This is a genomic window from Litchfieldia sinesaloumensis, from assembly GCF_900156865.1.
Classification (GTDB): Bacteria; Bacillota; Bacilli; order Bacillales; family Bacillaceae_L; genus Ferdinandcohnia; species Ferdinandcohnia sinesaloumensis.
In genome coordinates this window covers 2,776,109-2,791,749 of record NZ_LT732529.1, presented here as the reverse complement: position 1 = coordinate 2,791,749, position 15,641 = coordinate 2,776,109, and the positions used below count along the sequence as shown (strand labels likewise).

Annotated in this window: 10 protein-coding genes; all 10 read left to right on the top strand. The window is 38.7% G+C overall.

What is annotated here, in order from left to right; all coding sequences use genetic code 11:
• Positions 1-4 precede the first annotated feature (4 nt).
• Positions 5-832, top strand: coding sequence for an amino acid ABC transporter substrate-binding protein (locus CZ490_RS13745; RefSeq protein WP_077619419.1), 828 nt, complete (start codon positions 5-7; stop codon positions 830-832).
• The gene (locus CZ490_RS13740) at positions 816-1,520 is read left to right on the top strand and encodes an amino acid ABC transporter permease (RefSeq protein WP_077619418.1); all 705 of its coding nucleotides are present in this window, start codon (positions 816-818) and stop codon (positions 1,518-1,520) included. Before CZ490_RS13745 ends, CZ490_RS13740 begins: the two co-directional genes overlap by 17 nt.
• Before the next feature lie 12 nt (positions 1,521-1,532).
• Positions 1,533-2,282: an amino acid ABC transporter ATP-binding protein gene (locus CZ490_RS13735; RefSeq protein WP_077619417.1), complete on the top strand. Its 750-nt coding sequence runs from the start codon at positions 1,533-1,535 to the stop codon at positions 2,280-2,282.
• 816 nt (positions 2,283-3,098) lie between these two features.
• On the top strand, positions 3,099-7,250 hold the full coding sequence (locus CZ490_RS13730) for a rhamnogalacturonan lyase family protein (RefSeq protein ID WP_077619416.1): 4,152 nt from the start codon (positions 3,099-3,101) through the stop codon (positions 7,248-7,250).
• Positions 7,251-7,324: 74 nt separating this feature from the next.
• Positions 7,325-8,839 carry an arabinosylfuranosidase ArfA gene (gene arfA / locus CZ490_RS13725; RefSeq protein ID WP_077619415.1) on the top strand — a complete coding sequence of 505 codons (1,515 nt, stop codon included), beginning with the start codon at positions 7,325-7,327 and terminating at the stop codon, positions 8,837-8,839.
• Between the two features lie 173 nt (positions 8,840-9,012).
• Positions 9,013-9,696 (top strand): rhamnogalacturonan acetylesterase, encoded by a 684-nt coding sequence (locus CZ490_RS13720; RefSeq protein WP_077619414.1) that lies wholly within the window; start codon positions 9,013-9,015, stop codon positions 9,694-9,696.
• Between the two features lies 1 nt (position 9,697).
• Positions 9,698-10,783, top strand: a complete 1,086-nt coding sequence (gene bglB, locus CZ490_RS13715) for a beta-galactosidase BglB (RefSeq protein ID WP_077619413.1) — start codon at positions 9,698-9,700, stop codon at positions 10,781-10,783.
• Positions 10,784-10,816: 33 nt separating this feature from the next.
• Positions 10,817-11,659, top strand: a complete 843-nt coding sequence (locus CZ490_RS13710; RefSeq protein WP_077619412.1) for a sugar phosphate isomerase/epimerase family protein — start codon at positions 10,817-10,819, stop codon at positions 11,657-11,659.
• Positions 11,660-11,802: 143 nt separating this feature from the next.
• The gene (locus CZ490_RS13705; RefSeq protein ID WP_077619411.1) at positions 11,803-13,653 is read left to right on the top strand and encodes a rhamnogalacturonan lyase; all 1,851 of its coding nucleotides are present in this window, start codon (positions 11,803-11,805) and stop codon (positions 13,651-13,653) included.
• A complete protein-coding gene (locus CZ490_RS13700; RefSeq protein WP_077619410.1) occupies positions 13,653-15,641 on the top strand; it encodes a beta-galactosidase in 1,989 nt (662 codons plus the stop codon). Before CZ490_RS13705 ends, CZ490_RS13700 begins: the two co-directional genes overlap by 1 nt.

Below are 15,641 nucleotides of genomic sequence, written 5' to 3'. Positions count from 1 at the left end.
ATTAATGAAAAAACAAATTTTTCTACTTTCAATCATGCTAACAGTAGCTTTTGTAATAGCAGGTTGTGGCGGTAATGACCAAGATAACAATGCAGGGAATGATAATAATACTGATGAACAAACCGGTTCTTTATTTGATGAAATCAAAGAAAAGGGTGTATTAACCGTTGGTACAGAAGGTACGTATCCACCTTTTACCTTCCATAATGCTGACAATAAGTTAACAGGTTATGATGTGGAAGTGATTAAGGAAGTTGCAAAGCGAATGAATCTAGAAGTTGAATTTATGGAAACACAGTGGGATTCCATGTTTGCAGGTCTCAATTCAAAGCGTTTTGATTTAATTGCCAACCAGGTAGGGATAAATGAGGATCGTTTAGCTAATTATGAGTTCTCAGAACCCTATACGTATTCGTCTGCTGTTCTTGTTGTGCCAAAGGAAGAGAATGATATAACAGCTTTTGAACACTTGGAAGGCAGAAAAGCGGCACAATCTTTGACAAGCAATTATGGAGCCATAGCTGAACAAAATGGAGCTGAAATCGTAGGTGTTGAAGGACTTGCACAGTCGATAGAGCTAATCAAGCAAGGACGTGCTGAAGCCACCGTTAATGATAAGCTTGCTGTTTTGGATTATATCAAATCCCAAGGTGACGAAGAGATTAAGATTGCAGCAGAGTCGGATGACCATTCGGAAATGGCTTTTACATTTAATAAAGGGAATTCTGACTTAGTTAAAGCCATTAATGAACAATTAGCTGCTATGAAAGAAGATGGCACCTTAACGAAAATCTCACAAGAATGGTTTGGTGAAGATGTTTCCACTAAGTAGTCTCCTTTTTTCTATTACTGCCAATATGGAGGGATGGGATTTATTTATGAACTCCCTTCCCTCAATGCTTTCAGGAGCAATTCAATATACAATACCGCTTACGCTCATTTCTTTTATCGGTGGACTTATACTAGCGTTGATTACGGCGATGATGCGATTAGCGAAATCAAAGCTGATTCAGGCCCCAGCCATTATTTATGTATCGGCCATTCGTGGAACACCGTTGCTTGTCCAATTATTTATTATCTTTTATGGTCTACCTAATATCGGTATTAATATTGATCCCTTTCCAAGTGCAGCAATTGCGTTCATTCTAAATGTGGGCGCCTACGCTTCTGAAATTATTCGTGCATCGATATTATCGATTCCAAAGGGCCAATGGGAAGCGGCATTTACGATTGGAATGACAAGGTGGACAGCACTACGGCGTATTATTCTACCTCAAGCAGCAAGAGTGTCTGTGCCGCCCTTGTCTAATTCATTTATTAGCTTGGTTAAGGATACATCACTTGCTTCACTGGTTTTGGTGGCTGAATTATTTCGTAAGGCACAGGAAATTGCCGCTCGAACCTATGACTTCCTACTATTATATGTGGAAGCTGCGCTCATTTACTGGGTGATTTGTTTTATCCTTTCACTCGTCCAGGAAGTGTTGGAACGAAAATTAAGCCGGCATGTTGCTAGTTAAAGGGGTGAGAGAGTGTACTTATCTGTTAAGGGGTTGGCAAAGTCATTCGGTAATAATGAAGTGTTGAAAAATATTGATTTGGAGGTCAATAAAGGGGAAGTTGTTTCAATTATTGGTCCTTCAGGTTCAGGTAAAACAACGATGCTTCGTTGTTTTAATGGTCTAGAACAACCCGATAAAGGAAATTTTCAGTTTGACGATGGGTTTACTGTGGATTTTGCAAACAGGCTTAGAAAGCAGGAGATACTTCGATTAAGCCGGAAATCGGGTATGGTGTTTCAATCCTATAACCTTTTTCCTCATAAAACAGCCCTACAAAATGTGATGGAGGGTCCCATCATAGTTCAAAAACGAAGTAAATCAGAAGCTAGAAGCGAAGCAGAAGAGTTATTAGCAAAAGTCGGTTTAAAGGATAAAATGGGTTTGTACCCTCACCAACTTTCAGGTGGACAGCAACAGCGGGTGGGTATAGCAAGAGCATTAGCTTTGAAGCCTGAACTCCTCTTATTCGATGAACCAACATCCGCACTAGATCCAGAACTTATCGGTGAAGTGTTAAAGGTCATGAAAGAATTGGCCACTGAAAACTGGACAATGATTATCGTAACCCACGAGATCCAATTTGCAGGTGAAATTTCGGATAAGGTCCTGTTTATGGACGGGGGCTATGTGGTTGAACAAGGTACCCCACAAGAGGTACTTAAAAATCCGAAAGAAGAGCGGACGAAGCAGTTTTTGCAGAGGATATTGAATACGACTTGATTTTGATTTTGAAAACGTGGTGAAATTCAGCTTGAGGGAACCGACCCTCAGGCTTTTTCAATTTATATAATAGAGAGCTAAAATTTCAATAATTTTCCATGTGCGAATGAAATATACAATGATTAACGCTTAAAGCATGCGTAAATAAAGAATGCGCATGCTTTTATAGAGATAGGCAGTAAGAAATCATGCGCAAGTTCCAAGTAAAGGAAGAATTAACTCAAAAAGCAACAATATTTGTAAAGTTTATCCATATGCGCATCGTTTCTAACGTAAAGTAACGTCAAAACCATGTGCAAATAAAAAATGCGCATGTATTTATGCTAGTGCATCAGCAACAAAAATGCATTTTGTACAACTGTGATAAAAGTCCTGCTAATATCGGTATTAAAAACCTAAGAAAGCTCAATATTCCAATAAAGACTCGTTACTCAATAATGTGAAAATTATGATAAAAAGTACTATCATGCGCCAAGTCCTTAACCTATAAGGGTTTGGGGCAGCAAAAAAGTACAATTTACTTGTATTATCAGTGATGTTACGATTTTAGATGAGGTGACCAAACATTGTCTAGTTCGTTTCTGTCATAAAAATGTAAACGTTATCAGAAATACTGTTGGTCATGTTCAAATATTTATAGTTGTGAGGTGATCAAGCTATTATTGTTTCGATCCACTTGTCACGTGGCTTACATCATTGTAAATACCTATACGGAAATATTCAGTAAGTAAATGGTTGAATTTGAATCGAGGGAGACCTGCTGCTACGTAATCTACATCTAACCTTGGTGAAAACGTAGGGGGAGTGAAACCAATAGTGAGGAACAAAAAGGCTAAAAGAAGAATATTTGTTGTTTTAATTGCACTTGTTATGTTCTTTTCAAACTTGTCCTTTGCACTAGGTGCAGAAACGAAGACAGTAGAACCGAAAGAATACAATTTATTAACTGAAACTGATTTTGAAGATGGGGATACATTTGGGTTTGTACCAGGTGATGGAGCAGCTGCCAAAGTTGAAGCAGATTCTGATGGTAATCCATTTTTACAACTTGCCGGTAATGGTAATGGCAGTCGTTCCATTGAGAAAAAATTTGATGCAGCTACTACTGATTCAGAGGTACTATTTAGCTTTGATTGGAAGCCGGGAGAAGTTACAACTGATGCAAATTCAAGTGAAATATTATTCAGTGATGCTAGTAACAATCCTATTTTCCGTCTGATAAAGGCAGGCGGAAGTAACGGAGATATCAAATACGACATTGGAAAGTCTGGTACAGAATTATCAGATGCCCAGTCTATAACAGGCGTTAGCACTGATGGTAGCTGGTTATCTGTTGAGGTTTTATTTGATTTTATAAATGAAAACATCTCATTAGAGATTCATAATAAAAACGATGAGACCAAGAGCTTTGAAGTTACTGATATTGCTTTTAGTTCAATTAACTACGTAAATAGTTTAGCTAAAATGGCTGTGAATGGTAATCGAGCGAGTGGAAATACGCTGAACTTCACAACTGGATTAGATAATCTAGCAATCTATGGATCAGGTGTACCAGCACCACCCCAAAAAGCTCAAAACATTACTTCAATTGTAACGGATTATAATCAGCAATTGAACATTCCTAAAGGAGTTGCAAAGGAAGATGTAGTTTCCTTTTTCCCTGCTATTCTTGATGTAAAACTAGAAAAAGGTGTTGTACTGGGTGTCAATGTAAGCTGGGACAGTGTTGACTATGACCTAAGTCAAGTAGGGACTTATACGTTTACTGGATCCTTAGATATTGAAGATATTCCAAATGTGGCAAATGAAAATGGTATTGAGGCAGAGATTACCGTAATTGTTACTGAAGGAAGTGAAATACCTGAAGTAGAAGGATATACATCCGTAGACTACAGTGACTTTGGCGATACTGTTGAAGTAGTCCCTCCTAACTGGGGCTTCACCACAGCCGCAGCTACTCTTTCAATTAATAGGGAAGATATTCTAGGTAACGATACACCAAAATTACAATTCAGTATTGAAAATCAATCAGGTGGTCGTGTGGCAACTAAGAATTTTGAAACAGCAGTAAAAGGTAAAGATATTCTCTTGAAATTCGACTGGTATCCTGGGAAGAACAATGATAAAGGCGACAGACTTTATGAGAATGGTGCCGAATTAAGAATCATTGATAGCTCAAACAATACAGTCTTTACCCTAAACAATACCAATAATGAACCATTAACCTTTTTTGCTAGGGGACAAGCACCGGTTAACACAGCAATTACAAACCCAGAAGCTTGGTATGGTTTCGAGATTAATTTTAATCAAAGTAGCAATGAAGCAACCATTAAAATAACTGATCAATCAGGAGAGGTTATCGTTGATGATAGTTCTTCCCTAGAAGGTGCATCTTTTGATGGTTCGATAGCATCTGTTAAATTGGTTGGTATTCGTACCTCTGGAAATAATCATTCATGGACTACGTACCTTGATAACTTTGGTGTTTATAGTGTACCTGTTACCGATGACACACTTTATCTAGTCGAAAAATTGCCATATCATCGTGTGTATGTCAATGAAACAACCAAAGATGTAAAATCTATTGGTCTACCTGAAACAGTACCTGTTACTCTGGCAGATAATAGTAAGGTAGATGTGGAAATAAATGAATGGAAAGAAGTCGGGAAAAAGTGGAACCCTAGTGAGCCAGGGGTTTATCAGTTTGAAGGAACTTTTGCACAAAAAGATGGTGTAGACAAGAGCTTTAACAAAAAGGCGAAAATATATGTCTATAATCGCCTGACACCACCTCAGTCTGAACGCCAAACGGAGTGGCTTGATAGGGGAGTAATTGCACTTTCGTCTGAGGATGGAATTTTCGTGAGCTGGCGATTGCTAGCAGATGAGTATAGTAAAGACGTGAAATTCAATCTTTATCGTAACGACGTAAAGTTAAATGAAGAACCATTAGATGTTACAAACTATCTAGATAAGGATGGTAAAGAAGGAGACACCTATCAAGTAGAAACACTAGTAAACGGTGAATCTACTGAAAATAACGAAGTAAAAGCTTTGGGGACAGATTATCTTTCCATTCCTATGCAGAAGCCTGAAGGTGGAACAACTGCTACAGGTGACTATACCTATACGGTCAATGACTCAAGTGTAGGAGATTTAGATGGTGATGGCGAGTATGAACTAATCGTTAAATGGTATCCAACAAATGCGATTGATAGTTCACAATCAGGTATGACTGGTCCGACGATTTTTGATGCCTATAAATTGGATGGAACCCTTTTATGGCGTATCAATATGGGACTTAACCTTACTTCTGGTGCCCATTATCATCAATTCATTGTCGCTGATTTTGATGGGAATGGAAAAAGTGAATTCCTTATTAAAACAGCAGATGCAACAACTTCTTATGGCACAACAGATGGGAAATTTGATAGCAATAAGGTAATTAGCGTAATTGGAAACGCAGAGGACAATGGTAAATATCTCAACGAAGCAGGTCATGTTACTGGTGGTCCGGAATATATTTCAGTATTCAATGGTGAGACAGGTGAAGTAATTGATACAGTTGACTACGTGTTCCCTGTTGAAAAAGTAAAAGGTGACCAAGGTGTTTCATGGGGAGATACTTGGTATAACCGTTCTGATCGTTTCTTAGCAGGATTGGCTTATCTAGATGGTAAAAAGCCTAGTGCAATCTATGGCAGGGGTTATTATGAGCGTACAACATTTGTCGCTTATAGTTTAGTAGATGGTAAGCTTGTTCAAGAGTGGACATTTGATTCAGATGAAGAGGGTAGAGGTGCAAGCTTAGGCTATCATAGTTTAGCAACAGGAGATGTTGATAATGATGGCTTTGATGAGATTGTTGCAGGTTCATTAACTCTTGATCATGATGGTTCAATTCTTTATGCGATGGATGGAGAAATGCAACGTGAACAAGGATCACATGGTGATGCTCTTCATGTTGGTGCATTTGATCCTGATCGCGAAGGCCTCCATGTCTTTGGTGTCCATGAGGTACCGGCCGTTGCTTCAGTAGAGTTACATGATGGGGCAACAGGTGAAACGTTAATGTCTTATTACGCCTCAGTTGATGCGGGGCGTGGAGTTGCTGCAAATATTACATCAAGCCCAGGTTATGAATTCTGGGGAACAGGTGGTTCTAATGCTGAAACTGGTGGTGGCATATACAATGTCCAAGGTAATGTTGTCGCCGATAGCTTTAGAAATGCGGGACTTTCTGTGAACTTCGCTCTTTATTGGGATGGTGACCTACTTCAGGAATTACTTGATGACACGAGTATTACAAAATACAACGAGGAAACTGGTAAAGCAGAACTTGTTCAAGCATTTGAAGGTGTTGTGAGTAATAATGGTACAAAGGCAACGCCAACATTACAAGCAGATATTATCGGTGACTGGCGTGAAGAGGTTTTATTACCATCTGAAGACAGTTCAGAAGTGAGAGTATTTAGTACAACAATTCCAACTGATTATAGACTATATACTTTGATGCATGATGCAGTATATAGAAACGCAGTTGCATGGCAGAATGTTGCATACAATCAGCCTCCACATATCGGTTTCTATCTAGGTGAAGATATCAGGGATAAAGTACTTGCTGGTGAATTAGAAGCACCAAATGTTCTTTATACAAATAAAGTGGAGGAGCCAACACCAGAAGAACCAGGAAAAGGTGATGGAGAGAACCCGACTCCTACTCCTACTCCAGAAGAGCCAGGGAATAAAGATGGCACAGATGAAGAAGATAGTACAAATCCAGATGATGAAAAACAAGAATCTCCATCTAACGAAGAAGATGGAGATAATGGACAAAAAGAATCTGGTGAAAAACTTCCTCAAACCGCAACCAGTCTCTATAACTATTTGATGATTGGATCTGTTATTCTCGCTGCTGGTGTGTTGTTAATTTTGTTTAATTCAAGAAGAAAACTCAATCGTGAATAAGTAATAAAAAGGGAGCTAGCAAACTATTGCTAGCTTTCTATCCTATTTTTTAAGGAAGAATTGGAGGAAAGAACATGTCTTACATCAAAGCAAAAATGATTTTGGATAAAGACTTCCAAATTGGTAAAGTTGATGAACGAATCTATGGGTCTTTTGTTGAACATTTGGGTCGAGCGGTGTATGAGGGTATTTATGAGCCTGACCACCCTTTGGCTGATGAAATGGGGTTTCGTAAAGACGTCATTAATCTTGTGAAGGAACTTCAAGTGCCTTTAGTAAGGTATCCTGGTGGGAACTTTGTTTCAGGTTATAACTGGGAAGATGGTGTTGGACCTGTAGATGAAAGGCCTAAACGATTAGATTTAGCTTGGAGAACAACGGAGTCAAATATAATTGGAACAAATGAATTTATGCAATGGGCTAACAAGGTAAATGCCGAAGTAAATATGGCGGTTAATTTAGGGACACGAGGAATTGATGCTGCCCGTAATTTAGTAGAATACTGCAATCATCCATCTGGTTCATATTGGAGTGATTTACGCATTTCCCATGGATATAAAGAGCCACACAAAATTAAAACATGGTGTTTAGGAAATGAAATGGATGGTCCATGGCAAATTGGCCATAAAACCGCTGAGGAATATGGAAGGATTGCCGTCGAAGCAGCAAAGGTTATGAAATGGGTGGATCCTACGATTGAATTAGTCGCATGTGGAAGCTCCAATCGGAATATGCCGACCTTCCCACAATGGGAAGCAACAGTCCTAGAACATACATATGACCATGTGGATTATATTTCACTTCATACCTATTATGCAAATGTAGAAAACAATCTACCTAACTTTTTGGCAAAGTCATTAGACATGGATGATTTTATTAAAACAGTTATTGCAACTAGTGATTATGTGAAAGCGAAAAAACGTAGTAAGAAAACGATGTACTTAACATTTGATGAATGGAATGTGTGGTATCACTCACATGACGCGGATAAAAAGGTAACACCGTGGACGGAAGCACCTCCATTACTTGAAGATATTTATAACTTCGAGGATGCGTTATTAGTCGGATGTATGCTGATTACTCTACTTAAACATTCTGACCGTGTGAAAATTGCCTGCTTGGCTCAATTAGTAAATGTGATTGCTCCGATTATGACTGAAAAAGGTGGAGATGCATGGAAGCAAACTATCTTTTATCCGTATATGCATGCATCCGTTTATGGAAGAGGAATAGCGCTAAATCCTATTATTCACTCACCAAAGTATGATAGTAAGGATTTTACCGATGTTCCTTATCTAGAATCCACTGCTGTCTATGATGAAGAAAATGAGTCCATCACCATTTTTGCTGTTAATCGACATGAAACTGACTCACTTTTACTTGAGTGTAGTATTAAAAGTTTTGTAGGATATGAAGTAGTTGAACATATTATTCTAGAAAACAATGATATAAAAGCAACTAACAAAATAAATAGAAATAATGTCCAACCACATAAGGGTGGGGATGCTAAAGTGACAGAAGGGGTAGTAGAAGCCTCGCTTCCAAAGCTATCCTGGAATGTGATTCGATTGAAGTATCGTAATAACTAATTCGTCTAGAGTGCTTGTTATACCAAGCACTCTTCAAAAAATGGATAACCAGACAAAAAAGTACAAATCAAAGATGGATGATAACAAAAAAGTATAATGGCTATTAACTATCACCTGCGATACCATTACTGTATAGAAACAAAATGAAGGAAGAATAGAAGGGAAGGATTTTTATGAGTCACGAAAAGATAAAAGTTTTCCTAGCTTCAGATTCTACTGTTCAAAAATATGACGATCCGCACCAAGGAGGGTGGGGAGAGTTTCTTCAAAAATATTTTACAGATGAAGTGCAGGTGGAGAACCATGCGATAGGTGGCAGAAGTTCTAAGACGTTTATAGAAGAAGGAAGATTGGATACGATTGTAAACGAATTATCGCAACAGGATTACTTGTTTATCCAAATGGGTCATAATGACTCAACAAAAAGTAAACCTGAAAGGTACACAGAACCGTTCTCAACCTATAAACAGTATTTAAAAATGTATGTAAATGCTGCGAATGAATGTGGTGCCCAATCAGTTCTAATTACACCAGTAGCAAGGTTACATTTTGAGAACGATAAATTTATAAATGACTTCGAGGATTATTGCAGGGCAATGAAGGAAGTTGCGGAAGAAGAGCAGGTTCCACTTATTGATTTAATGGATAAAAGTCTAGAATACTATCAATCAATTGGGTATGAAGAGGCACTGACTCTTTTTATGGTGTCGGTAAATGAAACGGATTTCACCCATTTTACCAAAAAAGGTGCTAATCAAATTGCTCGCATACTAGCAGAAGAAATAAAAGCGAGTGATCTACAAATATCAAAATTTATAAGAAGTTCAAGCAATGATGTTCTGATAGGGGGACTTTAATATGCATAGACATGAAATCGAACAGAAAATTGAGTTAGTCATTGAAAACCTAGTGAATCTAAATGATCCTGATGGGAAATATGCCATCCCTTTAGCAGATGGAAGAAAAATCGATAATAAAAGCTTTAATTACTGGGAATGGACAGCGGGTGTTGGACTTTATGGAATGATGAAATACTACAAGCTAACAAAAAGTGAAAAGGTATTAAACATCATTATCAAATGGTTTGATGACCAGTTTAAAGAGCCAGCTGTTGAGAAAAATGTGAACACGATGGTTCAAATGTTAACGCTTGCTTATTTATATGAAGAAACAAAGGACCCAACCTATCTCCCTTACTTAGAAACATGGGGTGATTGGCTCTATCACGATATGCCAAGAACGAAAGATGGAGGCTTCCAACATATTGTTTTCGGTTCTGAGAATTATCAGCAATTATGGGATGATACGTTAATGATGAGTGTCTTACCATTAACCAAAATTGGCCTTTTATTAGATAAACCTGAATACATAGAGGAAGCAAAAAAACAATTTCTTATCCATATCAAATATTTATTTGATAAGAAAACAGGGTTATGGTTCCATGGTTGGAGCTTTGAAGGAAATCATAACTTTGCGGAAGCGTTATGGGGTCGTGGAAACTCATGGGTTACAATTGCGATTCCAGAGTTCTTAGATTTGATTGATTTACCTGAAGGTGACGCTATTCGCCAAACGTTAATTGATACATTAGAACGACAACTTGAAGCATTAGAGAAATGCCAAAATGAAAACGGTTTATGGCATACGTTGTTATTAGATCCTACATCCTATGTGGAAGGATCTTGTACGGCAGGTTTTGCGTTTGGAACACTAAAGGCTGCACGGAAGCGCTATGTAGACAAGAAATACCTAGATATGGGCTTTAAAGCCATTCAAGCCGTTATTGACAATATTGATGAAACAGGCGAATTGCAGCAAGTTTCTGCTGGAACAGCTATGGGCGAAACGCTCGATTTTTATAAGGAAATCCCAGTAACAGGTATGCCATATGGCCAATCAATGGCTATCCTAGCTCTAGTAGAGTACTTATATTATAGAATTTAAGAAATGCAAAATTGATTAAGGAAGGCGAATGTAATGAACATAAACTTGGGAATTCGGGCACATGATGTGGAGAAACGACCATTAGAGGCGTTAGTAGAGGAAATTGCGAGCAAGGGACTGACATCTGTTCAACTAGCATTAGGGAAATCCCTTGATTATATCAACACTGATTTAGGCAGTTTAAGTCCAGGTTTAGCTCATTATGTTGGAAGTGAATTTAGTAAGCATCAAATCCAAATTGCTGTCTTAGGTTGTTATATAAATATGATTCATCCAGATCAAGCAGAAAGAAGAAAAAGTCTCGACCGATTTAAAGAACATATTCGATTTGCCCGAGACTTTGGATGCAGTGTCGTTGGAACGGAAACGGGCAACGTAAATGCTGAGATTGTTTATACAAAGGAAAATTTTAAAGAAGCGCCATTTTTAGAGGTAGTCGAAAGTGTGCGTGAACTAGTAGAAGAGGCTGAAAAGTTTGGAGTTATTGTTGGTGTTGAGGCAGGCGTCAATCATCCTATATATTCACCAAAGGCCATGAAACGATTATTAGACAGTGTTGACTCCAATAATCTTCAAGTCATCCTAGACCCAGTAAACTTACTGACCATTGATACTTATAAAAATCAGGATGAAATTATCAAAGAAGCGTTCGATTTATTAGGAGACAGAATTGTCATCCTTCATGCCAAGGACTTTATCGTTGAGGGCAATACCTTAAAACCTGTAGCTGTGGGTCAGGGATTATTAAACTATGACTTAGTCCTGAAATATATAAAAGAGAAAAAACCTTTTATTAATATTCTTATGGAAGAAACAAAAGAGCCCTATATAGATGACAGCATCACCTTTTTAACTTCGAAATATGAACAATCATAAAAGCACAAATGGTTAAAAGTGTAGAGTAAACCAAACATCCCTCATTATGGTAAACATGCTAAATCAAATTAAGCGATTACTATAAGGGGGATTTTTGTAAATTAAGAACCAATTACAGAAATTTATATCAGGAGGCAGTAATTATGAGTAACAAGACGCAAGAACGTGAAAAGCGACAGATGGAGAGTCTTAAACGTGGCCTGGTTGCCGTTAAAGTTGCTAAAGGCGTTTATATAGGCTGGCGATTGCTAGGAACGGAATTTGAACAAGAACTTACCTTTAATCTATACCGTGATGGACAAAAGGTAAACACTACCCCTATTACGGCTGCAAACTATTTAGATACAGATGGAGACTCACAATCCAGCTATTATGTATGTGGAGTCCTGAAGAACGAGGAACAGTCTCCATCAGAGACTGTTGAGGTCTGGGATACAAATTATTTAACAGTTCCTTTGAACAAACCAGAAGGTGGAACAAGCCCAGACGGTGTTCAGTATACATATCATGCTAATGATGCAAGCGTTGGGGATGTTGATGGTGATGGCGAATATGAAATTATTTTAAAATGGGATCCATCGAATTCACATGACAATGCACATAAAGGGTATACAGGTAATGTCTATTTAGATGCCTATAAGTTAGATGGTTCTCAACTTTGGAGAATCGATCTGGGGAAAAATATTCGAGCAGGTGCCCACTATACCCAATTTTTAGTATATGACTTTGATGGGGATGGAAAAGCAGAAGTGGTCTGTAAAACAGGTGATGGAACCATCGATGGGATTGGAGAAGTGATTGGGGATGCTGATGCTGATTTTCGTAACACAGATGGTTTTATTCTAGAAGGACCGGAGTATTTAACCGTTTTTGAAGGTGCAACCGGAAAAGCACTTGTCACAACAGACTATGACCCACCAAGAGGAAAGGGATCTGATTGGGGAGATGATGAAGGAAACCGAGTTGACCGTTTTCTTGCATGTGTAGCCTACCTTGATGGTGTTAGACCAAGTATTGTTATGTGCCGTGGCTATTACACAAGAGCTGTTCTCGTGGCGTACAACTGGAGAGATGGTGAGTTAACAAAATTATGGAAGTTTGATAGTCTCGAACCAGGTAATGAAGGGTACTCTGGTCAAGGAAATCATAGTGTAAGTGTTGCTGACGTTGACCAGGATGGAAAAGATGAAATAATTTATGGAGCATGTGTGATTGATCACGATGGCAAAGGATTGTATACAACAGGACTAGGACATGGAGATGCGATGCATGTTGGTAACTTAAATCCAAATAGACCAGGACTAGAAATTTTCCAAGTACATGAAACTCCACAGAAAGACGGAACAGAAATACGTGATGCAGCGACAGGCGAAATTCTATGGAGTATTCCATCGGTAGAAGATGTTGGTAGAGGAATGGCTGCGGATATTGACCCTCGTTATGATGGTGCTGAATTATGGTCGTCGACTCATTGGAAAACAGGCGGTGCTGGATTATATAGCAGTTCGGGGGAGAAGATTTCAGATACGAACCCACAATCATTTAATTTTGCTATCTGGTGGGACGGAGATTTGCTTAGAGAGCTACTTGACCATGACTATGATTTTGAATCTGGAATTGGGACAGGCAAGATAGAAAAATGGGACTATGAAAATGGAAAACTAATCAATCTTTTAACAGCTGAAGGAACCCGTTCAAACAATGGAACCAAAGGAAACCCTTGTTTACAGGCTGATCTGTTTGGTGACTGGCGAGAGGAAGTTATTTGGCGTACGGAGGATAGTACTGCACTTCGAATCTATACAACTACCGATTTAACGGAGCATCGTATTTTCACACTGATGCATGACCCGGTATATCGATTAGGTGTTGCATGGCAAAATGTCGCCTATAATCAACCACCACATACGAGCTTTTATTTAGGACATGGGATGGAAAAACCACCTGCTCCTAGCATATATGAGTTGAAAAATAGAGTTGAGGTGGATAGCTAATGGGGAAAAAATTATACCATGGAGCGGCCTATTATCCTGAACTATGGAATGAAGAAGTCATAGAGCAGGATATTAAGTTAATGAAAGAAACTGGTATAAATGTTGTCCGAATTGGTGAATTTGCATGGTCAACACTGGAGCCTGAAGAAGGAAAAATTGATAGTAGCTTTTTTGTGAATATCATAAATAAACTTTATGAAAATGGAATTGAAACGGTTATGTGTACGCCGACACCTACACCTCCTATTTGGTATAGTGATGGTCATCCTGAACGGATGTATGTCGATCATAATGGGACAATAATGGGGCATGGTTCAAGACAACATCCGTGTACGAACAATTCCTATTTTAGAGAACGGGCTGCAATCATTACTGAACACATTGCAAAGGCAGTTGGCAAATTACCTGGGCTAATAGGTTGGCAAATTGATAATGAATTCAAAGCTCACGTAAGTGAATGTATGTGTGAAACATGTAAGCATCTATGGCATCAATGGTTAGAGCAGCGTTATGAAACGATTGAAAAATTAAATGATGCATGGGGGGCTGACATTTGGAGTGAAGCTTACCTAAGCTTTGATCAGGTGCCACAACCTGGACCTGCGCCATTTTTACACAACTCATCATTAAGTACCATGTATCAACTTTTCTCAATGGAGAAAATCGCTGAGTTTTCAGATGAACAAGCTGAAATCATCAGAAAATATTCAAGTGAACCTATTACTCATAATAGCAGTATGGCATTTAGTGTTGATAATGAAAGATTATTTGAGAATCTTGATTTTGCAGCATTTGACACATATGCCTCAATTGGTAATTATCCAGCTTACTTAATTAACAGCGATTTGTATCGAAACTTTAAAAAGGGTAAGGACTTTTGGATTATGGAAACGTCTCCATCACATGCTGCTTCGTTAGTTAGCAATGGAAATCCACATCCAGATGGATATTTAAGATCTGAAGCGGTTGCTGCCTATGCTTTAGGTGCTGAAGCGTTCTGTTATTGGTTATGGAGACAGCAGAGAGCAGGCTGTGAGCAGCCTCATGGCTCCGTAATTAGTGCGTGGGGTAAACCGACAATTGGCTATGAGAATGTGTTAAAAGTTGAAGAAATGAGAAAAGATATAGAACCTATTATTCTTTCAACAAGGCCGTCCCAAGCAGAGGTCGCGATTACTTATTCTGACCGAGCAAAAGCCTTCTTAAAAACAGAGCCACATCGTAAACTGAATCACCGTGGTTTAGTTACAGCGTTTTACGAACGGATTTTACATATGGGAATCCACCGAGATGTTATCCCAGAAGGATCGAGCCTAGACGGATATAAAGTATTATTTACTCCATTTATTCATTATATATCGGATGATTACCTCGCTAAAGCAAAAGAGTTCGTTGAAAATGGAGGTATATGGATTGCGGGTCCGCTCACTGGAGGACGTACGAAGGAGCATACGATTCATACGGATCGGGCACTAGGAAAGCTTGAGGAATTAGCCGGTGCTGAAGTGCTCTTTACGTATCCGATGGATGGTACAAATACAATTGGGAATGCATTTGGTGTTTCAGCTCCATTAGGAATGTGGAGTTCAGTTTTTGAATACAATCAGGAAACTGCGATTGGAACGATTGAGGCAGGTTTATCCAAAGGGAAATCATTTATTACAGAACAAAAAGTTGAAACTGGCAAGATTGTCATGCTTGGCTCAATGCCTGTAGGGGATGAAGGAGATGCTCTACTAAAGAATTTGATCGACCACTATTGTAGTCAAGCGGATGTAACCCTTAGAACAGACGTAACCAAAGGAACAATCGTAGCGCCAAGAAGCGGGGCTGGTTTCACAGTATGGTTTATTGTCAATATGGACGGAAATGGTGGACGTGTAACCTTACCAAGAGAAGGAATTGATATGTTAACCGACACTTTGGTACCACAAGGTATGGTTGAAGTTGAAGGCTTCGAATACAAAGTGATTAAATTTAATGATTAG